A 23,531-nucleotide genomic window follows, 5' to 3' on the forward strand; every position below is an offset into this window, starting at 1 on the left:
GCCTTCCTTTTTGTTTTAACACCTCATCATCATCCGTGAATCTATCAGTGTTGTTAAAACAGGCAGGTCTCCTGACTTATGCTTCATATGATTTCTTTCACCTTCCCGTTTTCACAGTGGCATTAAAAAGAAATCTCAGCATTTACAGTGGCGGGACCGTGTTGGAGTTTCACCAAGCTTCCCTTTTAAACACGAAACAAACTGTTCGTGTACCCATTTTCCTTTTGAAAGGAATTTAACAAGCGATATGATATTGAAACAAATTCTAACACAATTTTTGGAATTTTGTCTACTGTTTTGAAATAAGAAAATTCTAAAGTTTTTTATTTTAATTATTTTCATTTTTCTGATTTTTTTAGAGTGAAGAAACATGAGGAGAATTGAAATAAAGTGCGATTAAATTTATAAAGAAATGGGTACCTATACATACATAAGATGCCAGTTATGTTATTAAATAATTGGTTTATCTTATATAGAAAATTAAACAAGCATAACCCCAACCTAAATTAGAATGGGGTTATACTTGTTTTAGACTTTGAAATAAAATAACTATATTGTCATTTTACAGTTTCTATTTTAAAAGTTTAATCCGTATCTATATCAATTTCTGAAAGTCGCCCGGCAACAGCATCTGCAAGAAGGGTGTTTAACCATTGCAATTCCACTGTAATATGTTCAATAACGCTTTGCAAAATATATAGTTGTGCACGTGGAATTTTTCCTTTGCTACAATCATAAATAGTTTGCATATTATGTAAATATTGAATGGTGTCATTTTTCTTCTTTTCTAAAATAGGAACTAACTCTTGATCATTACCAAAATGAGCGAAAGAGAGTGCCGAATAAATTGGTTTATATATTTGATTTTTTGCCTCGAATTGTTTTAATAGTAACGTGTGAAATAACCGCTTACCTTCGTCTGTTATATGAAAAATTGTTTTATCTGGTCTATTTGTATCTCGAACAATAGTTGTAACACGAATTGCCCCTTGTTTTTCTAATTGCTCAAAGGCATAGTAAAGTGATCCTTTTGCATATTTAATGTAACAGTCCATTTGTCTTTCTTTCATGATGTGCTGCACTTCATATGGATGTTTATCTCCTTCGAGTAGTAAGCCGAGAATGACTAATTTCATGCTCATGCTGTCTCAACTGCTACTAAAAATATAGACAAATGTATATTCTTAGAGTATTCCTGCTTCTACGTGCCCTGCCTCGCTAATCACTTGCTACTACAGTTTGCTGTGACACTCCACAGGCGTAAATTCCGATGTAGCCCACCGTACATATATACAAACTATTTACGTTAGTATTGTATATTCTTTTGCTTGTAAAAGGTTGATCGCTGCGTTCAAATCTCTATCCATTACATTGCCACATTCACATGTATATACTCGGTCAGATAGCTTTAAATCCGCTTTCTTTTGACTGCAACATGAGCATAACTTTGACGATGGATAAAACCGGTCTACTTGACGTAATTCAATTCCATATTCCTCACATTTCGTCAAAAGCCACGTTTTAAAAGTAAAAAAAGACTGCTTGGCAATTGTTTTAGATAAATGTTTATTCTTCATCATACCTTTCACATTCAAATCTTCTACTGTAATAAACGTTGGTTTGGTTTTCACCACATTCGTTACAATAGACTTTACATATTCTATTCGAATATTCGCTAATCGAGCATGCAACTTTTGCACTCTAAGAACATTTTTATCTATATTCACTCTTTTATTAGTAACAGATTTTTCACCTCTTTTTTTTAGATTTTCAAATTTACGTGCTAAAGAGCGTTGTTCACGTTTTAACCGTTTTTCTATCTTTTTTACTTTTATTGTTTTGTTGATGTTTTCATGAACGATACCATCGCTACGTGTAGCAAAATCCTTCACTCCTAAATCAATCCCTAGACCTATTTTATTGAGTGCTAACTTTGTTGCCATTTCTTCCAATTCGCAAAGTACAGATACAAAATATCTTCCTTTTGGGTTTCGGTAAGCAGTTAAAACACCTTGATTGTCCCACCTTTGCAATGTCTTAACAGAGACATTAAGCATTTCTGAAAATTCTTTTGGTTTATATTGTTTCATAATTACTTTTTTGCTATATATGCACACTTTTGTCTATGTTTTTGTTTACTGTTTCTTTCTCCTGTATATAGAAACTTGATCCCGATTGGTGAGGGATAATAACCAGTAGGAATGGTTCCTTACTGATCAAAGATTTACTTTATATATTATAAACGGCATACCCTTTTTCATAAAGGGTATGCCGTTTCTTTTTTCTATACTAACTTACCTGCTTTTGTTTTTGTTTCGTTTTTGGTCCTGTAAAAAGACGCTCATTTCCCATAAGTAAAATGCAAATAATACTTAGTACAGCCGGGATCAGTGCCCAGAAGAATGTACTGGCAATAGATGTAGCTAGAGCTTCTTTAATACCAGTTAATATTTCAGTTGGTATTTTATCGGTAGCACTTGGTGATAATAAGAAACTTGTGTCTCCACCCTTTGGAGCTAATTTTGCTAGTTCAGGTGGGAAGAGAGTGTTTAGTTTATCTGTAAAAATATGATTTTGAATTGTACCGAAAATCGTTACACCAAGAGTCATACCGAGTGAACGGAAAAATGAGTTTGTTGATGTAGCAGAACCACGGTCTCTCATTTCTAATTTGTGAATCGAAGACATACTTAAAACTGAGAATGAGAAACCAACACCAAGTCCAGCGAGAACCATAAATAGTGTTACGAGTAGGCGAGGTGTGTCCATTGTTAAAGTGCTTAGTAAATAAATGCCAAGAACGAAGAAAACTCCAGATGCCATCATAATGTTACGATAACTTGTTCGAGAAGCTAACTGTCCACCCGTTTGACTTCCAATTACAGAGCCAATCATCATAGGTGTTAAAATTAATCCAGCATTTGAGGCTGAACCACCGAGAACACCTTGAACGAAGATTGGGATATAAACTGTACAGATGATAAAAGCGGCACCATAGAAAAAGGCAACACCTTGGCTAGCTGCGAATAAAGGTTTTTTAAATAGATGGAAAGAAATGATAGGCTCGGTTGCTTTTCGTTCTACGAAGAAGAAAATAATAAGCATAATAACAACTGTTGTAAATAAGCCGATAATTACAGTGGAATCCCATGCGTATTCTTTACCACCAAGTTCTAATGCGAACATTAAGCAAACGATACTAATAACAAGTGTAATAGCGCCAGCCCAATCAATTTTTTGTTTTCTAAATTCTAGAGATTCACTATAATATTTCGTAATGAAGAAGAAGGAGATAAGTCCTAATGGAATATTAATATAGAAGACCCAATGCCAACTTATATAGTCTGTAATATAAGCACCTAATAAAGGGCCGAATACACTAGATGTTCCGAAAACAGCACCGAATAGCCCTGTCATTTTTCCGCGCTTTTCTGGTGGGAATATGTCGTACATAATAGTGAAGGCGATAGGCATAAGAGCTCCGCCACCAATTCCTTGAATTGCTCTATAAATACTTAATTGCTCAATACTAGATGCTGTTCCACAAAGTGCAGAACCGAACAAGAAAAGAATAAGGCCACCAATATAAAAGCGTTTCCGTCCGTACATATCAGAAAGTTTTCCGAAGATAGGCATTCCTGCCATTGTTGCTACCATATATGCAGACGTGACCCAAACGAACTTGTCAAATCCTCCTAGGTCTCCAACGATTGTTGCCATTGCTGTTGCAACGATTGTATTATCCATTGCCGCCATTAAAATACCAAGTAGTAAACCCGCAACAACAAATTTTGTCTTGCTGGAGTCTTTTTTTGATAATTGAGATTCCAAAGATAACCCTCCTTTAATAATAAGTAAACTATATTAAGTTTTGAGTGCAGCGCATAAAAATTATAAATATATTTTTAAAAATCAATTTACACAAGTGCACTGACAAAGCCATAAAGAATATTATAGTCAAGTTTGACTAAAAGGCAAACTTTTTCTTCCGTCAAAATATTCTGTTGTATGGACAGCGAAAGAGTGAGTAATACTTAGTATTGGTAAAAGTCAATGAAGGAAATTGTAAAAAAATATTTCAGTAAGAATACCTGCTGTTAACAGATGAAAAATGGTTTTTTCTTTACTTTGTCGAATAGGATAAAAGGAAGAGTAATAACTATATATCGTTTGTAACGAGCTTTATTAATATTGTGTAGAGAGGCAGAATAAGGTCGTATGGATATGATGCATCTGAAATGGGGTGAATATTATTATGAAAATATGGAAACGAATTCCGGATCAAGGAAGGCGTTCAATACCGCTACAACCGGTATTATGGATTGATGGCTCAAAAAAGGAAAATGAATGTCCTAACGTAGCAGTTACATTACAAATCCGTAGTATGTATAAAGAAAAATTTTCATATGAACTGACCTATGATGTAAACGACATACTTATTATTCGAATTGAAGTTGAAAATAAAGGAATGGAAATGATTTCACGAGTTGTAGTAAGTCATATGATTCGAGATTATTTTGCCTATATTCCAAATTCATTAAAGGTTGATAAGGGGATGAGCGAGTTTCTGTTCCAGCTTGTAAGGTGGAGAATTGATAATTTATTACCAAATGAGAAGGTAGAATTAATTTGTAAAATAAAAGCAAATAAAGATAAAGAACTCAAAAACACACTATTTCAGGCTACATATACATTTCAATATAACGGAGTATCATATGGTCCGTTGCAAACAAATGAAGTTGTTGTACGGCAATGATAAAAAGGAACCTGTATGAAAGGTTCCTTTTTGATTCCCTTTTTGATTCCCTTTTTTGTTCGATCCATATTTACAATAGCGTCGATTTGATTGTATGTAATGAAGTTTACTCCGAAAGAATTAAATAGTAATTTTAGCGACTACAGAAACCCCGATAGTAAACGTATAATATCTGATAGATTTTTCTTTTGTAGCATGTAGGTCACCATATTTCTAAAATGATGCATGGCATATATATGAAATAGAATAGAAATGGTAGACAAGCTTAAGCGGAAATGTACACTCAATATGTACATTTTTTATTTTGTAGAAAAACATAATTGTTATAGAAACATATATTGGTATAGAAGGGAGGTGAAGTATGAAACATAAAGGGAAAATTAGTGGATTATTACTTGGGAATACAGTGGCAGTTACAGAATGGATTGCGCTTCAGGATGTAATTACAAAACTGGATTCGCGATCATTTTATACCGTCTTTATTATTTATATATTGCAAATGATACTCAGCTATTATTTTGGACATTGGTATGATAAAAAAGCGAGTGGGCGTATGGATACGGAAGTAGGAGGAATGGCAAGTAATGATTTTGTAGTTGATTTTTTTGAGAAAGTAGCTGCTTTATCAGAACGAGATTCTCATAATATTACAGTGTACATTCTTTCTGTGAAAGAATGGAAAGGACTAAAAGAAACAGTGCAAGAAAAAAAATTGGAGGTGTTAGTACAAAAATTGGAGAGCACGATTGTAAAGACAATTCGTAAAGGTGATGTCGTTACGAAGTGGGATGAAAATAAGTATGTGATTGTGGCGATTGATAACGGACATGAAAAGTCGACAATAACAAACCGATTAATGAAAAATATTGAAAGTGAAATAGAAAATGGTTTGGTAAGTATGACTCTATTATTTGGGGCTGCTAGTTATCCTATAGAAGGAAAAACGTTTGAAGAATTGTTAAGAAAGGCACAAAATCAATTGTACCAGCATAGAAATTTGTAAAAAAATAAGTGAAATTTTGATTTGAAGAAATATGATATGAAGAAGTTTTTATTGTAACATTTTTTTGACTTTTATTACAAAAAGAACTTTTTTTGTAATAAAAGTCTTTAAAAATATATGAAATAGGCATATAATTATGATGGATGTGTCAATGCATTTTGCACAATGTGTTTCATTTTAAAAGTGTAGAGGAAAGTATACTCTACACTTTTCCTTTTTAGGGAATGGCAAGAATAATTGTAAGTTGTTGCAAGATAGCATTTATACTGTGTAAAATGAACGAAGAGATTATTTGATAGAAAGCGGGAAAGGGAATGATAGACGTGTGAGAACAACGAACATCTTTTATCAGGTGAATGATTACTGTTGTTCTTCAAATTATTATGGTTGTGATGAATTCCGTTGTACTTTTGTGTAATACATAATATCAATAGGTTTTAAAAAGTGCCAAGTAAAAGATGGATATGGAACTACTATTTAGTTCAAAAACGGAAAATGTAATTTCAAGTAATACAATTTGTACAAGCATTATAAACAATATGAATGATTTTCGTGAAAAAGGTGCGAGTGTGGAGTTTATAGAAGGTTATATAATTTCATAGCTTTTTACACGATGATCGTATATAAGTAGGAGGAAAAAGATGTTGAAATATAGTAAATTAGCAATTGTAACTGCATTATCAATGACTTTACTAGCGGGTTGTTTCGGACCGAAACCAGAAGAGGAATTATATGTTGCATTTGAAAATGCTGCAAAGCAAGAAAAAACAATGTTTGAAGATGCAAAAAAACTTGAAACTTTAGAGAAAGAGGGACAAGAATTATATAACCAGATTGTTCAAGAAGGAAAAGATAATAATCAAACTGTTAAGGAAAAACTAAACCAAGCAGTGAAAAATACAGATGAACGAGAAAAAGTGCTTAAAAAAGAAAAAGAATCTTTAAATAAGGCACAAGAAGAAGTGAAATCGGCAGATAAATATGTGAAGAAAATTGAAGATAAGAAATTGAAAGATCAAGCGGATAAAGTGAAAAGCACATATGAGAAACGACATGATTCATTTAACAAAATGTATGATAGCTATAATAAATCGTTAAAACAAGAAAAAGAATTATATACAATGTTACAAGATAAAGGTACGAAATTAAAAGATATTAGTGAAAAAGTAAAAGTAGTAAATCAGTCTTATAAAGATATTGAATCAGAAAAAGACAAGTTTAATGAATTTACGAAGTCTTATAATACAGAAAAAATTGCTTTTTATAAACAAGCAAATATTAAAATTAAAGAAGAGAAAAAATAAAACAGTTTGGCCTACAATTGGCCAAACTGTTTTATTTTTTTGTATAGGTACGACTATACCATGGGACAGGTTCACTTAATTTTTTTTCTTGTTTTAGCGCTTCAGGACCAATATAATCTTGAAGTGTTTTTTTTGCTACTGTTAAAGATAAGGTTGTTTTCGGATTTCGATAGGAGGATTCAAGATGACCGAGATGTGGTAGGATTCGAAAATCTTCTTTTGTAGGAGGAATATGGAAAAAGTAATCACCTAAACGTATAAGAACATCAGATTGTTGTTGGCTAAAACGTGGATTTCTAGAGAAATGTAATCCTTCTTTAATAGCTTTTTTTTCAGTAATTAGGCGTTCTAAAGCTGTCTTTTTTAACCAGTATAAATACTTCGGATTAGTTGCAGCTTTAGCATGACGATTCACAACGAAAATAGATTGAGCTAGTCGATTAATAGAATGTTGGTTTTGTAATTGAGATTGTGGTTGTGAAGGTTTCATATTAAATCTCCTTTCAATTTTTCATTATTATACCATAAGTAAAAGCGATTTTTATTATATGCAAAAAGTGATTGTATATATTTTCAATATTAAAGCAATATTGTTACAAAAAACAACTATTTTGTATAATAGTAATAGAATGTGTTTTAGAAATTTGATAATGAAAGAGTGAGAAGTTTGAAAGAAATATTAAAACAGCAATATGCCATTATAGATATTGGATCTAATACAATGCGTTTAGTTATTTATGAAAAGCAAAACGGAGGTTTTTATAAAGAGATTGAAAATACGAAAGTGGTTGCAAGGTTAAGGAATTACTTAGTCGATGGTGTGTTGATTGAAGAAGGAATAGAGGTATTGTTACAAACATTATTTCAATTTCAAGAAAGTACACGATTCCATCAGTTGCGCCATGTACTTTGTGTTGCAACAGCAACAATTAGGCAGGCTGAGAATCAAGAGGAAATTAAAAAACTTGTTGAAGGACAAACAGACTTTACTCTTAGAGTATTATCAGAATATGAAGAAGCACGTTACGGCTATTTAGCAGTTATGAATTCAACTTCGTTCTCTGAAGGAATTACAGTAGATATTGGTGGAGGAAGTACGGAAGTTACATACTTTCGAAATAGAGAGATTTTAGAGTATCATAGCTTTCCTTTTGGAGCACTTTCTTTAAAGCAGTTTATTAAAGAGGACATACCTACTGAAGAAGAGTTGGAAAAGATTCGAACGTACTTAGAATATCAATTTCGAACATTACCATGGTTAATTGATAAGAAGTTGCCTCTTATTGCAATTGGTGGTAGTGCGAGGAACTTAGTGAAAATTCATCAAAATTTAATTTGTTATCCTATAGCAGGGGTACATTTATATAAGATGAAAGAAGAAGATATTAAAAATGTGAAAGAAGAATTAGAAGCATTGTCGTTCATAGAACTTCAAAAATTGGAAGGATTGGCAAAAGATCGAGCAGATACAATTGTTCCAGCAGTCGAAGTATTTCATACGCTTGTTAATGTTATAGAGGCGCCATCATTTGTATTAAGTAGAAAAGGATTACGAGAAGGTGTTTTCTATGAAGAGTTGACAAAAGATTTGGGGATTTCATATTATCCGAACGTGGTCGAAGAAAGTTTGTATTTATTATCACATGAATATGAAATGGATATGGAATTTGTAATGCAGCTTATTAAACATGGAAGATTGATTTGTCAACAACTTGAACAAACAGGGCTGATTTCTATGTCAGTAAAAGACTGGGAAGTATTCCATCAAGCAGCGAAAGTATTTAATATAGGCAAATATATAGACGAAGAAGCGAGCCGCTTACATACGTTTTATTTATTAGCGAATAAAACAATTGATGGTATGATGCACAAAGAGCGAGTAAGATTAGCGCTTATTGCGTCTTATAAATCAAAAATGTTATTCAAACAACATTTGTCACCATTTGAAGGATGGTTTGATAAAAATGAACAAAAGAAAATTCGCCTTTTAGGGGCTGTTTTACAATTTTCAGCAGCTTTAAATATAAGACAAAGATCGCTTGTTGAATCAATATCTATAACAGAAAGTAAAGAAGGATTAACATTTGAAATTGTATGTGAACAATCGGCGTTAGCGGAAAAAGTGCAAGCTGAAAAGCAGAAGAAACAGCTAGAAAGAGTATTGAAAACAAATATTAACTTATTATTTAAATTAAAGCATTGAGTTGTACGGATGTCTTTACAAAAAATTTACACTTTATAATATTGTAATTTGCTAAAATGAAAGTAACTAAATTATAGTAAAAAAGTTTCAAGGGGAAGTGTGAAGAGAATGGAATTATCGAAGGGGAATATAGTAAATTTAAATGATACAGCTTATTACAACAATCGAGAGTTAAGTTGGTTAGCATTTAATGAACGTGTACTACAAGAAGCACAAGATGAAACGAATCCACTCTTAGAAAGATTAAAGTTTATTAGCATTTTTAGCTCAAATTTAGATGAATTCTTTATGGTACGCGTGGCAGGATTGAAGGATCAAGTGAGTGCCGGTTTTAACCAACCAGAAAATAAGGCCGGCTTAACACCAAAAAAGCAACTAAATAAAATTGCGATAAAAGCACATGAATTAATGACCGTACAGTATGGTACGTTTAAAAATTATGTGTTGCCAGCGCTGGAGTTAGAGGGGATTGAGCGTTTAACATTCCATGATTTGACGAAAGAACAGAGAGAATTTATAGAAGAGTATTTTGATGAACAAATTTTCCCAGTCTTAACACCTGTTGCTATCGATGCATATCGTCCATTTCCGATGTTATTAAATAAAAGTTTAAATTTAGCTACTCTTTTATATGATGAGAAACAAGTGGAAGAAGAAAACCGCACGAAGTTAGGAATTGTACAAGTTCCTTCACTACTGGAACGTTTCATATTTTTACCGAGTGAAGGACAAAAGCATAAATTTATTTTATTAGAAGACGTAATTAGTAGTTTTACTCATAAATTATTTACAGGATATAAAGTATCATCTGTTACTCGTTTCCGTATTACACGCAATGCGGATTTAACAATTCACGAAGAAGGTGCGAGAGATTTATTAAAGGTAATTGAAAAAGAATTAAAAAAGCGTAAGTGGGGAGCTGCTGTACGTTTAGAAGTTGGCAAAGAGCATATTGATGAAAGAGTATTAGCATTATTATATGAGGTGTTGGAAGTAAAGGATGAAGATGTGTATATAATGGATGGACCGTTAGATTTAACATGTCTATTTTCTTTATATAAAAAACTAGCTCCTTTATATGAGCATCTAGTATATCCGGCTCTTATTCCGCAACGGCCTCAAGACTTAGGGGATGCAGAAGATGTATTTGAAAAAGCGATTGAGCATGATATTTTATTACATCATCCCTTTGAATCGTTTCAGCCAGTAGTTGATTTTGTTCGTGATGCGGCAGACGATCCGAATGTACTTGCAATTAAACAAACATTATATCGAGTAAGTGGGGATTCGCCGATTATTCAGGCGCTAAAGGTAGCGGCTGAAAAAGGGAAGCAAGTGACAGTATTAGTTGAATTAAAGGCAAGATTTGATGAAGAAAATAATGTGCATTGGGCTAAAGAATTAGAACAGGCGGGATGTCATGTTATTTACGGTGTAAGTCATTTGAAAACACATAGTAAAATTACACTAGTTGTAAGAAGAAAAAACGGAAAAATCGAAAGGTTCGTACATCTTGGGACTGGAAATTATAATGATGCAACCGCAAAGCTATATACCGATTTTGGCTATATTACATCGCGAAAAGACTTTGGGGTCGATGCAACAAATTTCTTTAATTATTTGAGTGGTTATACAACAAAACCGCATTTTCATCATTTATCGGTTGCGCCATTTGATATAAGAGAGCAATTTATCGATTTAATAGATGAAGAAATTCGTTATCATAGGCAATATGGAAATGGATATATCATTGCTAAAATGAATTCGTTAACTGATAAACCACTCATTAAAAAAATGTATGAAGCATCACAAGCTGGAGTAAAGGTAGAGCTCATCGTTCGAGGAACATGCTGCCTACGACCTGGTATTCCAAATGTAAGTGAAAATATTCGGGTAGTTAGTGTTGTCGGGAGATATTTAGAACATAGCCGTATTTATTATTTCCATCATAATGGAGAAGAGAAAATATATTTATCTTCAGCTGACTGGATGACAAGAAATATGGAGAAACGTGTAGAAATATCTTTCCCGATATTAGATATTGAAATGAAGGCACGAATTAAGGCGATTTTACAGCTTACTTTAGCTGATAATGTGAAAACACGTGAACAAAATAAAGACGGTGACTATTATTATGTTATTAATAATGGGGCAGAAGAGATTGATAGCCAAGTGAAGTTATTTAAGATGGCGTATCAAAACACAGATGCCGAATAATGAGAACAAAGTAAAAACCTCTTTTTAAAAAGAGGTTTTTACTTTGTTCTCTACTTATTGTATGTTCTCAAAATAGAAGCATGCGTAGAGAGAATAGTTTTTATTGTAAGCATGTTAATGGATTATGAATCGGTTAAGAGAGGGAATAACATTGGTAGAATTGTTGCGGTACATTAATAATAGTATGGCTGTTGACAAGGTCCACCATAACAAGGGTAAGGTGCTGGCGGTGGAAAAGGTGGTGGATATGGTGGGTAATATGGTCTAGGACCGAAAGCTAATGCCCCGCCAAGCAGTCCACCAGCAATACCAGCTAGAAATGGAACTCCAAAAAATGGAAAGAAGCGTGAGTCGCCTACTGGACCAATAGGTGCTGAACGGACTGGGATTGGTTGATAATATGGATACATGAACAAACCTCCTTTATTGGACTCACTTTTATCATATGGTAAATGAAACGTGGATGAGCGCGTACAAGAAAGGATATGTAAGAAAATAGGCGAATGATTACGAATGTTGGAGCGTGAAAATCGTAATTTCAGGTTTTGACATAAATCGGAAGGGGACACGAGTTCTTCCAAGGCCTCGGTTGACATAGAGAGCTAAATCTTGGATCGTATAGAAACCTTCTACATAGTTTTTAGCAAGTGCTGGGGTAATAATAGCGCCCAAAAAAGGAATTTGTACTTGTCCGCCATGACTATGACCAGAAAGCTGTAAGTTAACTGGATAGTTAGCGATTTGCGGTGCAATATCTGGTTCGTGAACAAGAACAATGTTATAAGTGTTTTTCCGAGCGCGCTGTAGTGTCTCCTTTATTTTTGGTTTGCCTAATAGTATATCATCAAGACCGAAAATGGAAATCTCACTATTATCCAGCAGACGGATTTTCTTTTCGCTATTTAGTAATAGTTCAAATCCAGATTCACGCATGATGTGTTCGTAGTACTCCGTTCCATATCCGCCGTGATCATGGTTACCATAAATAGAAAATTTACCGAAGGGAGCTTGTATATTTTTTAAAATGGATGCAACGAAAGGAGTGTCAGTATATGTTTGATAATTATCAATGAGATCGCCAGTAAAAAGAACAATGTCGGGTTTTACAGCATTAATTTTAGAAACGATTTTAGATAAATGGTGGAGAGAGAAATAGTATCCGAGATGTAAATCGCTGAATTGAAGAATCTTCATACCATGAAAACTTTTTGGTATGAGTTGTGATTTCAGTGTATGTTCTGTAAAAGAGAGTAGATGAGGCTCAATATATTTAGCGTAATAGTATCCGATGCTAGTCGTTATAAATGAATATAGACAAGTTCGCGTTCCAGTTTTTAAAAAATCTCTTCTTGTAATTTTCTTCATAAAAATATGAGTATACCTATTTGACTTATATCATATATGTTCGCTCTATTTACAGGTTACTCAAACCTCCTTTTCAGTTTATTTGAAATATATTTTAAATAATAAAAAAGTAGTATTGATTACGAAAAAACGAATGAAAAGAAATCTCTTTACGTTAAAATATCAGAAAAGTTTAAAAATATAAAGATTTCTATTAAATAAAATGATAAAATGAATGTGTATTCATTTTTTGGAGGGGATATATATGAAAGAAAAAGTAGTTATTATAACAGGTGGATCGAGTGGAATGGGAAAAGGAATGGCGACTCGTTTTGCAAAAGAAGGGGCACGAGTTGTTATTACAGGACGTACAAAGGAAAAACTAGAGGAAACAAAATTGGAAATTGAACAATTTCCAGGACAAATATTACCGGTACAAATGGATGTAAGAAATACGGATGATATTCAGAAAATGATTGAACAGATTGATGAGAAGTTTGGACGAATTGATATTTTAATAAATAATGCAGCTGGAAACTTTATTTGTCCAGCAGAAGATTTATCCGTGAACGGCTGGAATTCGGTTATTAATATTGTGTTAAACGGTACATTTTACTGTAGCCAGGCTGTCGGAAAATATTGGATTGAAAAAGGTATAAAAGGAAATATCATTAACATGGTAGCAACATATGCGTGGGATGCAGGTCCGGGAGTTATTCATTCGGCTGCAGCGAAGGCTGGAGTATTAGCAATGACGAAAACACTCGCTGTTGAGTGGGGACGTAAATATGGAATCCGAGTTAACGCTATTGCGCCAGGACCAATTGAACGTACGGGCGGTGCTGATAAATTATGGATTTCAGAAGAAATGGCTAAGCGTACGATACAAAGTGTTCCGCTTGGAAGACTGGGTACGCCAGAAGAAATTGCAGGTCTAGCTTATTATTTATGTTCAGATGAAGCTGCGTACATAAATGGAACGTGCATGACAATGGATGGAGGACAACATTTACATCAATATCCATTTTAAAAGGGATAAGAAAAATGTGACGGAATTGTGACATATGAAAGAAAAGTGTTTACAAGAGGTCATATATACGTTATATTTAAGACCTCTTTTTTCTTCATAGTAGAATTGCTAATTCCCCTTAGCATTTTACCCCTCTAATCCCTTCAGGAAAACTGAAGGGATTTTTTATTATTTTTCCGTAAATATCATGTTATAATTTTTGAAAAGTAAAGGGAGGGAAGCACGTTGATAGATGCATTAGATGTAATGAGTAACTTGGATAAAGTCCTTCCTTATTATCAAGCAATTTTTAGTGCTGATGAACATACTGTAATTGGATATGAAGTAGTAGGGCGTATTCAAACAGAAGAGGGCATACAAAGTTTAGCTTCTTTCTTTCATGATGACTCTATTCCAAGTGAGTTTCAACTAGAAGCGGATAACATTATAGTAGAAAAAGCTTTAAATCGTTATTTAGAAAGTGATCAAAAACTATTATTATTTATACATCGGAATGCTAACGTATTAATGAACGATGATGATGAAAGTTTGCTTCAACTTTTATTGATGTATGAAAAACAAGGTTTAAATTTGAAAAACATTGTTTTAGAGATTACAGAACATGAATGTAAAGAAGATATAGAGCAATTTAATCATTTGCTTATGTATTATCGTACATACGGTATTCAAATTTCGATTAATAAAGTCGGAACAGGTACAAGTAATTTAGAACGTATTAGCGTGTTAGCACCTGATATTTTAAAAGTAGATTTAACAAATTTAAGGCAAACTGCACTTTTACAATCTTATCAAGATATTTTATATTCTTTATCATTACTTGCTAGAAGAATTGGTGCGACATTGTTATATGAAGAAATAGATGCTTTTTATCAATTACAATATGCATGGAAAAACGGTGGTAGGTACTATCAAGGGAATTATTTGAAAGAATGCTTACCTGATTTTATTGAAACGAACGTTTTGAAAGAACGACTTGGTAATGAGTGTCATCAATTTATTCAACATGAGAAGAAAAAACTACAAAAGATTTATAATTTAACAGAAATGTTACGTGATCGAATTGGCGATGTTTTAGCCAAACAGAAAAAGAATGAAGATATAAATGATTGGTTATTACAATTTAGCCAAAGTGTATCACAATGTAGTTTTCGTATATTTATTTGTAACGAAGATGGTTTCCAACAATCAGGAAACGTTATGAAAAAAGATGGGGAATGGATTGTGATGCCTGAGTATTATATGAAGAACTGGAGTTGGCGCCCGTATTTTCTAGAGAATATTATGAAAATGCGTTTTGAGAATAAGGCAAGACTTTCAGATTTATATGCTGATATTGAAACCGGTGAGATGGTACGAACATTTTCTTTCCCGATTGATGATGAAAACTTTTTATTTATAGATTTATCGTATGAATATTTATATGAAGAAGATGTTTTATTTTAATGCACGAAGAGATTCGTGCATTTTTTGTTTGTTTTTATCATAAATTGGTAATAGTGAAAATGGTGCCGAAAATGCTGTCTATCGTTGTAAAGATTTTACGAACGAAACCAGCCCTTTCTTTGCATAATCATTGTTACAATGAATACTACAAAGACAAGTTTTCTTAAAAGGAAGGTGAAAAAATGAGAAAATATGGAATATGGTTAGTTCTATTTGTATGCGTTGCCTTTCTAGTTGGTTATAGTGTTACAACTGTTTTAGGAAAAGAGGAAGTGAAAGTCGATCGGAAAGAAGTGTTTGTAACGATACAAAAAGGCTATGAAAGCCAATTTTCAATTCGTGGGAAGCGTTTGCCGATGAATAAGATGATAGAAACGTTATCACCATATTTTACAGAGAATTTCCTTCAAGTATTTACAGATGAAAATAGTAGAAGTGATAAACAAAGTGGTGAATATTTACTTCCAGCAAAAGAAGCGCCATTTTCTTTTAATTCAGAAACGAAAATGTCATATGATGAAGAGCATAAAATTTTATATGTTTATGAGCGGGCGAAAAGTGGACAATATCAAATTTTAACATTGCAAAGAGATCAAGGGAAGTGGAAATTGGCTGGATATCATGAAAGTCAAGAACTTTTAACTGAAATAAAAAGGTTACAACAATTATAAAGTGAAACTTTAATCAGGGGCATATCCCGTTTAATATGAACTTGCCACAATCAGATGCATACTTCCAAAATATATCGGGATAAAAATAGGAATAGGTCTTTACCTATTCCTATTCTATATTAAGAAGTTGTTGTAATTTTTCAATTTGAAAACCAGCAACAACTTCTCCATCAATTACAACCGTCGGAGTTGAATAAGAATCATAGTCATATAAAAGACGATTGCGAGCAGCGGCGTCTTTTTTTACGTCAAACTCTTCGTATACAACGTTATTATGCTTTAAAAATTCTTTCACAATAACACATGGCGGACAATCAGGTTGTGTGTAAACCTCAATTTTTTTCATTGCAATTCCTCCTTTTTACTGTTTTTTATTATATTCTTCCAGTATAAAAATCGCAATAAAGAAGGGAAAAGATGTTCTTTCTGTTTTTTTCTTCGTATTTCGACAAATTTTTAGTTGAGTTTCTGGCCAATAACCTTTATCCTAGAGTGTGGAACATTTTTTCTGTTATGACGGATAGAATGAGTATAGCTGTAAAACCTATTGGTAGGAAGATCAGAGAAAGGAGAGATTTCATGTCTCTACTCCAAGGAATTTTAACTCGACTTGTTAGTCTACAAGAACAAGCTGAAAGCGGTGAAGTAGCACAACGCTATTTTGAAGTGAACGGTGAGCGCAAATGTAGCGTGAAATTTTTCGATAAAAGTGAAATGTATGAGTTAGAAGTGTATCAACAAGGTGAAAAACCTCAAGTGTATCAATTCGATAATATCGACATGGTTGCAATTGAGATTTACGATATCATTTCTTGATACATATAAAAAAGGTGTTGCCATAGGGCAACACCTTTTTTAGTTCTATTACTTTTAGTATATATGTATAAGGATTTTTCATTTTTCCTACAATGGTAATAAAGTGAAAGTGTAATTAGTAGGGTTTCTTCGTCCTATACAGCTTATTATCCATCACCAATTGAGGACGGATAGTAAATAGCGGGATGAAAATAGTGAGGAGGTGTGTTATATGGAACGTTTACCAGTTGTGATTTGTCCTAATTGTCACAATTCTGCTGAGATTATTCATGTACTAACGGCTCAATCGAATCAAAACGTAATTTATACGTGCCAAGTTTGCCATTATGTAATTCGGAATATTGAAACGAATAAAGGGTAGGGAGTTATAATTTTTGTTTTTGTCCCATACAATGAGAATACGAAAAGTCTGTCTAATTGAAAGGACGTGACTATGTGGCCGGTGAACATAAATTTTATAATGTTTCAGAGAGGCATTTAAATTTTGATATGGTCTTTACCCGTATTTGTAACTTCATTGAAAAGGATCCGCGAAATTTATATCGTTTATCCATTGGGACAGACTCACAAGCACATCAAAAGGATACGAGGTTTATTACAGCAATTCATATTCATCGCGTTGGAAAAGGAGCCTGGGGGTGTTTACACCATCAATCAGTAAAAGATAAGCCAGCAACTTTACGTGAGAAAATATATTTAGAGACGCAGTTTAGTCAAGAAATCGCATGCCTATTTACTCCAAATCATATACAAACAATATGGGATTTATTGCATCCATATGCTCAAGATGGGGCTGGTTTTATAATGGAGATTCACTTAGATATCGGAAATGATGGTTTAACAAAAGAATTTATTCTAGATATGACAGCGAAAATTCAAGCGATGGGATTAACTGCAAAAATTAAGCCAGATGCTTATGCGGCGTTTAGTTATGCGAATCGATATACGAAATAAAAACAATTTATATATTTCTTCCACTAAAAACTGAATATTACATCTATTAAATAGGCTGAAAATTTTATATAATAATGGTAACGATGTGAGTATAAGGAGAGGGGTATATGAAAAGGGATTTTGTTTTAACGGAAGAAGAGGAAAGTTTGTTACTAGATATTTTATTTCAGCAAAATTATGCGAGTGAAATTTTAGCTGTGGAACTTACAGATATCGAGAATGGTTTAAAAAAGACAGACGTGATGCAATATAAAAAAATCACAAGGTTATTTTACAGATTAAAAAATAAAGGGTATTAAGCGCTACCGGAATGGTAGTCTTTTTTTTGTGTTATATGCTAAAATAGCTGTGTAATTTTGTTTTTTACTGAAAGAATGTAAGGACAAAATAATAATATGAAAACGCTGTCATAAAATGTGAATAGAGCCGGTGATTATAAGCAGGAAAAAGGGAAAATGGGGGATGTAATATGATTAGTATTCCAAAAGACGAGTTTCAACAAATTTTTGTAAAAGATTTAATGATTTCATCAGAAAAAGTAGCACACGTTCAAATAGGGAATGGTTTAGAGCATGCTTTACTCGTACTTGTGAAATCTGGATATTCGGCGATACCTGTTTTGGACCCGATGTACAAATTGCACGGGTTAATTAGTACTGCTATGATTTTAGACGGTATGTTAGGGCTAGAACGCATTGAGTTTGAAAGACTTGAAGAGATGAAAGTAGAGCAAGTAATGAAGAAAGATATTCCGGTTCTTAAGTTAGAAGATTCGTTTGCAAAAGCATTAGAAATGACTATTGATCATCCATTTATTTGCGCTGTCAATGAAGATGGGTATTTTGAGGGGATTTTAACACGTCGAGCGATTTTAAAATTGTTGAATAAAAAAGTAAGGCAACATAATCGATAATGTGAGAAAAGTGACTTCATAGAACCGAAGAAGTCACTTTTTTTTCGTGCATATCAGTTGTGTATGTATTATATTTAAAAAGATAAAAAATATAAGCGTATGTAGTTAAATTACGGATGAAAAGCTTATTGAGATAAGGTGTATGGAAGCTAAGGAAAGAGGGAGAAAGTTGCAAATTGATGATTTTCAAATGATGGTTGTGTTAGCACAGGAATCAAATATGAGAAAAGCGGCGGAACGTTTATTTGTTTCACAACCTGCGCTTAGTCAACGATTACAATCTATGGAGAAACAATGGGGAATGAAGTTTTTTATTCGCTCGCAAAAAGGATTGACAATTACACCTGAAGGGGAAAAAGTTGCAAATTACGCAAAAGAAATGCTACAAAGGGAAGAGGATATTAAAAGTGAACTAGCTGTTTTTAGAACAGAAACTCACGGGACGTTAAAAATAGCTGTCGCATCAGTTATTGGTCAATATTGGCTTCCTCCTGTTTTGAAGAAGTTTGTACATAAATATCCTTCTGTAAAAATATCGCTGTTTACTGGCTGGAGTAGTGAGGTGCAAAAGCAATTTTATGAAGGAGACGTGCATGTTGCTATATTGAGAGGAACACAAGAATATAAAGGCCAGAAGCAACAATTATTTGAAGATGAACTTTATTTAGTGGATAAAGAAATAAAAGATATTTCGATGTTAAAAGAAACAAATAGACCATTTATTCAATTTAAAAGTGATTCGACTTATTATGGACAAATACAAAATTGGTGGTATGGTTTATTTTCTAATCCACCTAAGAGAACGATTGTCGTTGATCAAATTGAGACTTGCAAACAACTCGTTTTAAATGGTATAGGTTATGCTCTTTTACCTTCTACTGTTCTAAAAGAAGTACAGGAAAATATGTATAAAACACCTGTCCAATTAACGAGAGAAACATGGTTATTGACGAGTGAATCAGCTAGACAATTGAAGCAAGTACAAGCATTTTTAGAAATTATAGAAGAAATTCAAATGGAAAAATAGGATTATTATCTTGCTACTCGCCCTATCGTTTGGTAGAGTAACATTATAAATGGATTTAGGAGGCAACAAGAATGAAAATGATGGACGCTAACGAAATTATTTCGTTTATTCAAAAAAGTGAAAAGAAAACTCCTGTAAAGGTATACATAAAAGGGGATTTAAAAGAAGTAACATTCCCTGAAACGGTACAAGCATTTGTAAATAAAAAGTCTGGTGTATTATTTGGAGAATGGTCTGAAATTAAGACAATTCTAGATGAAAATAGCAAGTACATTGTTGATTACGTTGTTGAAAATGACCGTCGTAATTCTGCAATTCCAATGCTTGATTTAAAAGGTATTAAAGCTCGTATTGAGCCAGGTGCGATTATTCGTGACCACGTTGAAATCGGCGACAACGCTGTTATTATGATGAATGCAACAATTAATATCGGTGCTGTAATTGGTGAAGGGTCTATGATCGACATGAACGCGGTACTTGGTGGACGTGCAACTGTTGGTAAGAACTGTCACGTAGGTGCAGGCGCAGTACTTGCAGGTGTTATTGAGCCACCTTCAGCAAAACCAGTTATCGTTGAAGACGATGTTGTTATTGGTGCTAACGTAGTTGTGTTAGAGGGAGTTACAGTAGGTAAAGGTGCAGTTGTAGCAGCAGGAGCTGTTGTAACAGAAGATGTACCTCCATATACAGTTGTAGCAGGTACTCCAGCACGTGTAATTAAAGAGATTGATGAGAAGACAAAAGCAAAAACTGAAATTAAACAAGAACTTCGTCAATTAAACCCAGAGAAATAAAAACAAAAAAGCGTAAGAGCATAAACAGGCTCTTACGCTTTTTATAGATAGAGGTGCAAAAATGGTAGTAAGCAAATTCGTTCAAATTCGTAGAGACTTACATAAAATACCGGAAATTGGATTTAAAGAGTGGAAAACACAACAGTATATTTTAGATTACATAGGAACGCTTTCGAATGAACATGTGGAAGTGAAAGTGTGGAGAACAGGTGTTATTGTTAAAGTAAAGGGAAGGAATCCAGAAAAAGTTATAGGTTATCGCGCAGATATAGACGGTTTACCAATTACAGAGGAAACTGGATATGAGTTCGCTTCTGTTCATGAAGGAATGATGCATGCATGTGGACATGACTTACATACGACAATCGGTTTAGGCCTCCTAACAGCAGCTGTAACAGAAAGAATAGATGATGACCTTGTATTTCTATTCCAACCAGCTGAAGAAGGGCCTGGAGGGGCTCTTCCTATGTTAGAGAGTGAAGAGTTAAAAGAATGGAAGCCAAATATTATTCTCGGCCTTCATATTGCACCTGAATACCCTGTAGGGACAATTGCTACAAAAGAGGGGCTATTATTTGCAAATACATCAGAGTTATATGTTGATTTAAAGGGGAAAGGTGGACATGCAGCTTATCCTCATACTGCAAATGATATGATTGTCGCAGCTAGTCACCTTGTTACACAGCTTCAGTCTGTTATTAGTCGTAATGTAAACCCACTTGATAGTGCAGTAATTACAATCGGAAAAATAACAGGCGGTACAGTTCAAAATATCATAGCAGAAAAGTCTCGATTAGAGGGAACGATCCGAACGTTATCAGTGGAATCGATGAGCCGTGTTAAAAGTAGGATTGAGGCAATTGTTGCAGGTATAGAAGCTTCCTTCCAATGTGAAGCCGTTATTGACTACGGAGCGATGTATCATCAAGTATACAATCATGAAGCATTAACGAGAGAGTTTATGCAATTTGTAAGTGAACAAACTGATATGAAAGTAATTACATGTACTGAGGCAATGACAGGTGAAGATTTTGGTTATATGCTTCAAGAGATTCCTGGATTTATGTTTTGGCTTGGGGTAAATTCAGAATATGGTTTACATCATGCAAAATTAAAGCCAGATGAAGAGGCTATTGAGAAAGCTATCGTATTTTTAGATCAATATGTAAAATGGAAGGGAACTAGAAAGTAAATTTGCTCGCCAACTTGGTGGGTATTCGTTAGTTCCAAGGTGAAAACATTTTTCATATTTGTTTTGAATACACATCGGCATACAAATGGATAAAATAATGAGCAGTGGTTTTGAGCCGCTGCTCATTATTCATTATCGCTTATTGAGAAGATGATTAGTTAACTAGCTTATATATGTTTACAATTCGTGTGGAAAGTGTGTAAAATCAAGGTGAAACGTAGAAAAAAGGGTGGGGAATTACGTGCAGATTAGCAGTGCGATTTTATGTTTTGTTTTATATACATATGTTATTATTGCGGCGGTTTATTTTGGGATAAGTTTTTATGCCTACCGTTTAGCGAATAATAATGAATATGAAGAGACATACAACTGGGTGAAAAGGTATTTATCACCTGTACTAGAAATTATGAATGGGTTTGTTCTTTTTTTATTTATTGGATTAATTGCTTTTTCAACGAGCTTAGTAGGAAATAAGACTACATTATTTGTACTAGGTATCATTATTTTTATGCTATTAGGAATTCGTATTGGTAATACGGTATTTTGGAATGAGAGAAAAGTAGATGGTTGGACGGGAATGCTAATACCGTGTATGCTAGCTGCTATCGTGACGAATATAGAACATGAATATTATCAGTTGCATTTTTGGCTCATAATTGTTTTAACAATTCTCTCTGTGTTGTATATAAGTACTGTCGTGCTAACATACATTGCAAATGAAAAGGGAGATGTAAAAGGTACGCATTTCTTTAGAGGGCGTGCATTGTTATGGAGTGTGCCAACGATGGCGGTTATAGCAATTATTGCGATATTAGTAAATGGGTATCAATTTACGAATTGGCAACTGTTTTTAGAAAATTGGTGGATTTTCATTCTTTCGTTTATCGCTTTTTTAGGTGCAACGCATTATTTATTTCATCAACACCATTATATATTGGCATTGCTATTCGCATTCACACAACTATTATTTGCTTTCTTCGGACAAGAAACGTTATTATTCGTTTTTGAAACGTTTAGTTCATTTGGAAACATATTTGTATTTGGTATGTTAATTTTCAGTATCGCATTTTATTTACAACAGTATTTTTATATGCAAAAACAAAAATAAAGAATGATATACAGGTTTTTGTAGCAAATCTAAAGTATGTTACAATAAAAATACATAGTATTCGATGTTATTGGAGGAATTCCTGTGGGTGAAAAAGAGAAAGAATTTGCTGTCATTGGGCTTGGGCGTTTTGGTGGAAGTATTTGTCGAGAACTTGCTCAATTAGGTATGGAAGTAATGGCAATTGACTCAGATGAGGATAAAATTAATGAGTTTGCAAATATAGCTTCACATGCTGTAATTGCAGATTCAACAGATGAGATGGTATTAAAAAGTCTTGGTATTCGTAATTTTGATCATGTAGTCGTTGCGATTGGGGACAATTTGAATTCAAGTATTTTAACAACGTTAATTCTGAAAGAGTTAGGTGTAAAAAATATTACTGTAAAAGCTCAAAATGATTACCATGAAAAAGTATTAAGTAAAATAGGAGCAGATCACATTGTGCACCCAGAGCGTGATATGGGAAAAAGGATTGCTAATAATATTGCATCAAGTAATGTATTAGACTATCTTGAGCTTTCAGATGAGCATAGCATTGTAGAGATTATTGCAAATAAAAAAATCGATGGTCATTCTTTAATCGAATTAGATATTCGTGCGAAGTTTGGATTGAATATTGTAGCGATTAAACGTGGTAAAGAAGTTATTGTATCTCCTCGAGCTACGGAAAACATTCAAGCGGGAGATATATTAATTGTAATTGGTCATGACGATGAAGTAGATCGTTTCAAGCACTTTTTAAGATAAGAGAAA

At 33.5% G+C, this 23,531-nt stretch carries 25 protein-coding genes, 1 pseudogene and 1 riboswitch; of the genes and pseudogenes, 18 read left to right on the top strand and 8 right to left on the bottom strand.

Annotated elements, in window-relative coordinates; translation table 11 throughout:
• Positions 1–44 precede the first annotated feature (44 nt).
• A riboswitch (cobalamin riboswitch) is annotated at positions 45–232 on the bottom strand.
• 352 nt (positions 233–584) lie between these two features.
• The 3 genes from QCI47_RS07555 to QCI47_RS07565 form a co-directional block, all read right to left on the bottom strand.
• A complete protein-coding gene (locus tag QCI47_RS07555; RefSeq protein ID WP_242290940.1) occupies positions 585–1,142 on the bottom strand; it encodes a PadR family transcriptional regulator in 558 nt (185 codons plus the stop codon).
• 159 nt (positions 1,143–1,301) lie between these two features.
• Positions 1,302–2,090 (bottom strand): RNA-guided endonuclease TnpB family protein, encoded by a 789-nt coding sequence (locus QCI47_RS07560; RefSeq protein ID WP_074543989.1) that lies wholly within the window; start codon positions 2,088–2,090, stop codon positions 1,302–1,304.
• Between the two features lie 199 nt (positions 2,091–2,289).
• Positions 2,290–3,831, bottom strand: a complete 1,542-nt coding sequence (locus tag QCI47_RS07565) for an MDR family MFS transporter (protein ID WP_048557615.1) — start codon at positions 3,829–3,831, stop codon at positions 2,290–2,292.
• 424 nt (positions 3,832–4,255) lie between these two features.
• On the opposite strand from QCI47_RS07565, the gene QCI47_RS07570 reads away from it, so the two are divergent.
• Positions 4,256–4,756 (top strand): hypothetical protein, encoded by a 501-nt coding sequence (locus tag QCI47_RS07570; protein WP_000708168.1) that lies wholly within the window; start codon positions 4,256–4,258, stop codon positions 4,754–4,756.
• Here QCI47_RS07570 and QCI47_RS07575 read toward each other — a convergent pair.
• Positions 4,696–4,953: pseudogene (locus QCI47_RS07575) on the bottom strand (hypothetical protein). The gene QCI47_RS07570 and the pseudogene QCI47_RS07575 sit on opposite strands and share 61 nt — an antisense overlap.
• A gap of 164 nt (positions 4,954–5,117) precedes the next feature.
• Here QCI47_RS07575 and QCI47_RS07580 point away from each other — a divergent pair.
• Positions 5,118–5,759 carry a diguanylate cyclase domain-containing protein gene (locus QCI47_RS07580; RefSeq protein ID WP_000680837.1) on the top strand — a complete coding sequence of 214 codons (642 nt, stop codon included), beginning with the start codon at positions 5,118–5,120 and terminating at the stop codon, positions 5,757–5,759.
• A 641-nt stretch (positions 5,760–6,400) separates the two neighbouring features.
• Complete coding sequence (locus QCI47_RS07585) at positions 6,401–7,063, top strand: YkyA family protein (RefSeq protein ID WP_000922491.1); 663 nt, start codon at positions 6,401–6,403, stop codon at positions 7,061–7,063.
• Between the two features lie 31 nt (positions 7,064–7,094).
• On the opposite strand, the gene QCI47_RS07590 is transcribed toward QCI47_RS07585, so the two are convergent.
• Entirely contained in the window at positions 7,095–7,553 is a 459-nt protein-coding gene (locus tag QCI47_RS07590) for a YkyB family protein (RefSeq protein WP_000804868.1), read from the bottom strand.
• A gap of 177 nt (positions 7,554–7,730) precedes the next feature.
• Between QCI47_RS07590 and ppx the strand changes: the two genes are divergently transcribed.
• Both ppx and QCI47_RS07600 read left to right on the top strand, forming a co-directional pair.
• Entirely contained in the window at positions 7,731–9,266 is a 1,536-nt protein-coding gene (gene ppx / locus QCI47_RS07595) for an exopolyphosphatase (protein ID WP_000658867.1), read from the top strand.
• Between the two features lie 108 nt (positions 9,267–9,374).
• Positions 9,375–11,483, top strand: coding sequence for a polyphosphate kinase (locus tag QCI47_RS07600; protein WP_000423563.1), 2,109 nt, complete (start codon positions 9,375–9,377; stop codon positions 11,481–11,483).
• A 173-nt stretch (positions 11,484–11,656) separates the two neighbouring features.
• Here QCI47_RS07600 and QCI47_RS07605 read toward each other — a convergent pair whose 3' ends face one another.
• Positions 11,657–11,893 (bottom strand): hypothetical protein, encoded by a 237-nt coding sequence (locus tag QCI47_RS07605; protein ID WP_000283743.1) that lies wholly within the window; start codon positions 11,891–11,893, stop codon positions 11,657–11,659.
• Positions 11,894–11,990: 97 nt separating this feature from the next.
• A complete protein-coding gene (locus QCI47_RS07610; protein ID WP_353811735.1) occupies positions 11,991–12,848 on the bottom strand; it encodes a metallophosphoesterase in 858 nt (285 codons plus the stop codon).
• 244 nt (positions 12,849–13,092) lie between these two features.
• Between QCI47_RS07610 and fadH the strand changes: the two genes are divergently transcribed.
• The 3 genes from fadH to QCI47_RS07625 all read left to right on the top strand — a co-directional run bounded on the left by fadH (position 13,093) and on the right by QCI47_RS07625 (position 15,971).
• The gene (fadH, locus tag QCI47_RS07615; RefSeq protein WP_000660909.1) at positions 13,093–13,857 is read left to right on the top strand and encodes a 2,4-dienoyl-CoA reductase; all 765 of its coding nucleotides are present in this window, start codon (positions 13,093–13,095) and stop codon (positions 13,855–13,857) included.
• A 225-nt stretch (positions 13,858–14,082) separates the two neighbouring features.
• Positions 14,083–15,300, top strand: a complete 1,218-nt coding sequence (locus QCI47_RS07620) for an EAL domain-containing protein (protein ID WP_000564304.1) — start codon at positions 14,083–14,085, stop codon at positions 15,298–15,300.
• Between the two features lie 182 nt (positions 15,301–15,482).
• Positions 15,483–15,971 carry a DUF3993 domain-containing protein gene (locus QCI47_RS07625; RefSeq protein ID WP_076875544.1) on the top strand — a complete coding sequence of 163 codons (489 nt, stop codon included), beginning with the start codon at positions 15,483–15,485 and terminating at the stop codon, positions 15,969–15,971.
• 109 nt (positions 15,972–16,080) lie between these two features.
• Here the strand turns inward: QCI47_RS07625 and QCI47_RS07630 are convergent, their stop codons facing one another.
• On the bottom strand, positions 16,081–16,317 hold the full coding sequence (locus QCI47_RS07630) for a glutaredoxin family protein (RefSeq protein ID WP_000717880.1): 237 nt from the start codon (positions 16,315–16,317) through the stop codon (positions 16,081–16,083).
• A 233-nt stretch (positions 16,318–16,550) separates the two neighbouring features.
• Between QCI47_RS07630 and QCI47_RS07635 the strand changes: the two genes are divergently transcribed.
• The 10 genes from QCI47_RS07635 (at position 16,551) to QCI47_RS07680 (ending at position 23,525) form a co-directional block, all read left to right on the top strand.
• Positions 16,551–16,787 carry a YkuJ family protein gene (locus tag QCI47_RS07635; RefSeq protein ID WP_000055151.1) on the top strand — a complete coding sequence of 79 codons (237 nt, stop codon included), beginning with the start codon at positions 16,551–16,553 and terminating at the stop codon, positions 16,785–16,787.
• 211 nt (positions 16,788–16,998) lie between these two features.
• A complete protein-coding gene (locus QCI47_RS07640; RefSeq protein ID WP_000440537.1) occupies positions 16,999–17,148 on the top strand; it encodes a hypothetical protein in 150 nt (49 codons plus the stop codon).
• A gap of 74 nt (positions 17,149–17,222) precedes the next feature.
• Positions 17,223–17,741 (top strand): ribonuclease H-like YkuK family protein, encoded by a 519-nt coding sequence (locus QCI47_RS07645; RefSeq protein WP_000896650.1) that lies wholly within the window; start codon positions 17,223–17,225, stop codon positions 17,739–17,741.
• A gap of 107 nt (positions 17,742–17,848) precedes the next feature.
• Positions 17,849–18,040 (top strand): antirepressor AbbA, encoded by a 192-nt coding sequence (abbA, locus tag QCI47_RS07650; protein ID WP_000817428.1) that lies wholly within the window; start codon positions 17,849–17,851, stop codon positions 18,038–18,040.
• A gap of 170 nt (positions 18,041–18,210) precedes the next feature.
• Positions 18,211–18,654 (top strand): cyclic-di-AMP-binding protein CbpB, encoded by a 444-nt coding sequence (gene cbpB / locus QCI47_RS07655; RefSeq protein ID WP_000623568.1) that lies wholly within the window; start codon positions 18,211–18,213, stop codon positions 18,652–18,654.
• A gap of 142 nt (positions 18,655–18,796) precedes the next feature.
• Positions 18,797–19,681 carry a transcriptional regulator CcpC gene (locus QCI47_RS07660; RefSeq protein ID WP_001984809.1) on the top strand — a complete coding sequence of 295 codons (885 nt, stop codon included), beginning with the start codon at positions 18,797–18,799 and terminating at the stop codon, positions 19,679–19,681.
• 71 nt (positions 19,682–19,752) lie between these two features.
• Positions 19,753–20,475, top strand: a complete 723-nt coding sequence (gene dapD, locus QCI47_RS07665) for a 2,3,4,5-tetrahydropyridine-2,6-dicarboxylate N-acetyltransferase (RefSeq protein ID WP_000783248.1) — start codon at positions 19,753–19,755, stop codon at positions 20,473–20,475.
• A 61-nt stretch (positions 20,476–20,536) separates the two neighbouring features.
• Positions 20,537–21,667 carry an N-acetyldiaminopimelate deacetylase gene (locus QCI47_RS07670; RefSeq protein ID WP_000261645.1) on the top strand — a complete coding sequence of 377 codons (1,131 nt, stop codon included), beginning with the start codon at positions 20,537–20,539 and terminating at the stop codon, positions 21,665–21,667.
• A gap of 241 nt (positions 21,668–21,908) precedes the next feature.
• Positions 21,909–22,775: a hypothetical protein gene (locus tag QCI47_RS07675; protein ID WP_001167329.1), complete on the top strand. Its 867-nt coding sequence runs from the start codon at positions 21,909–21,911 to the stop codon at positions 22,773–22,775.
• An 84-nt stretch (positions 22,776–22,859) separates the two neighbouring features.
• Positions 22,860–23,525, top strand: coding sequence for a potassium channel family protein (locus tag QCI47_RS07680; protein ID WP_000504032.1), 666 nt, complete (start codon positions 22,860–22,862; stop codon positions 23,523–23,525).
• Positions 23,526–23,531 lie beyond the last annotated feature (6 nt).

The organism is Bacillus cereus group sp. RP29, assembly GCF_040459765.1.
Classification (GTDB): Bacteria; Bacillota; Bacilli; order Bacillales; family Bacillaceae_G; genus Bacillus_A; species Bacillus_A paranthracis.

Bases quoted from the DNA above. Each gene is read 5' to 3' on its own strand.
- cbpB (WP_000623568.1), top strand. From the start codon at position 18,211: ATGATTAGTATTCCAAAAGACGAGTTTCAACAAATTTTTGTAAAAGAT.
- QCI47_RS07580 (WP_000680837.1), top strand. From the start codon at position 5,118: ATGAAACATAAAGGGAAAATTAGTGGATTATTACTTGGGAATACAGTG.
- QCI47_RS07630 (WP_000717880.1), bottom strand. From the start codon at position 16,317: ATGAAAAAAATTGAGGTTTACACACAACCTGATTGTCCGCCATGTGTT.
- abbA (WP_000817428.1), top strand. From the start codon at position 17,849: ATGAAAAGGGATTTTGTTTTAACGGAAGAAGAGGAAAGTTTGTTACTA.
- QCI47_RS07560 (WP_074543989.1), bottom strand. From the start codon at position 2,090: ATGAAACAATATAAACCAAAAGAATTTTCAGAAATGCTTAATGTCTCT.
- QCI47_RS07610 (WP_353811735.1), bottom strand. From the start codon at position 12,848: ATGAAGAAAATTACAAGAAGAGATTTTTTAAAAACTGGAACGCGAACT.
- QCI47_RS07600 (WP_000423563.1), top strand. From the start codon at position 9,375: ATGGAATTATCGAAGGGGAATATAGTAAATTTAAATGATACAGCTTAT.
- QCI47_RS07590 (WP_000804868.1), bottom strand. From the start codon at position 7,553: ATGAAACCTTCACAACCACAATCTCAATTACAAAACCAACATTCTATT.
- dapD (WP_000783248.1), top strand. From the start codon at position 19,753: ATGAAAATGATGGACGCTAACGAAATTATTTCGTTTATTCAAAAAAGT.
- QCI47_RS07555 (WP_242290940.1), bottom strand. From the start codon at position 1,142: ATGAGCATGAAATTAGTCATTCTCGGCTTACTACTCGAAGGAGATAAA.
- QCI47_RS07605 (WP_000283743.1), bottom strand. From the start codon at position 11,893: ATGTATCCATATTATCAACCAATCCCAGTCCGTTCAGCACCTATTGGT.
- QCI47_RS07625 (WP_076875544.1), top strand. From the start codon at position 15,483: ATGAGAAAATATGGAATATGGTTAGTTCTATTTGTATGCGTTGCCTTT.
- QCI47_RS07640 (WP_000440537.1), top strand. From the start codon at position 16,999: ATGGAACGTTTACCAGTTGTGATTTGTCCTAATTGTCACAATTCTGCT.
- QCI47_RS07585 (WP_000922491.1), top strand. From the start codon at position 6,401: ATGTTGAAATATAGTAAATTAGCAATTGTAACTGCATTATCAATGACT.
- fadH (WP_000660909.1), top strand. From the start codon at position 13,093: ATGAAAGAAAAAGTAGTTATTATAACAGGTGGATCGAGTGGAATGGGA.
- QCI47_RS07570 (WP_000708168.1), top strand. From the start codon at position 4,256: ATGAAAATATGGAAACGAATTCCGGATCAAGGAAGGCGTTCAATACCG.
- QCI47_RS07660 (WP_001984809.1), top strand. From the start codon at position 18,797: ATGGAAGCTAAGGAAAGAGGGAGAAAGTTGCAAATTGATGATTTTCAA.
- QCI47_RS07670 (WP_000261645.1), top strand. From the start codon at position 20,537: ATGGTAGTAAGCAAATTCGTTCAAATTCGTAGAGACTTACATAAAATA.
- QCI47_RS07635 (WP_000055151.1), top strand. From the start codon at position 16,551: ATGTCTCTACTCCAAGGAATTTTAACTCGACTTGTTAGTCTACAAGAA.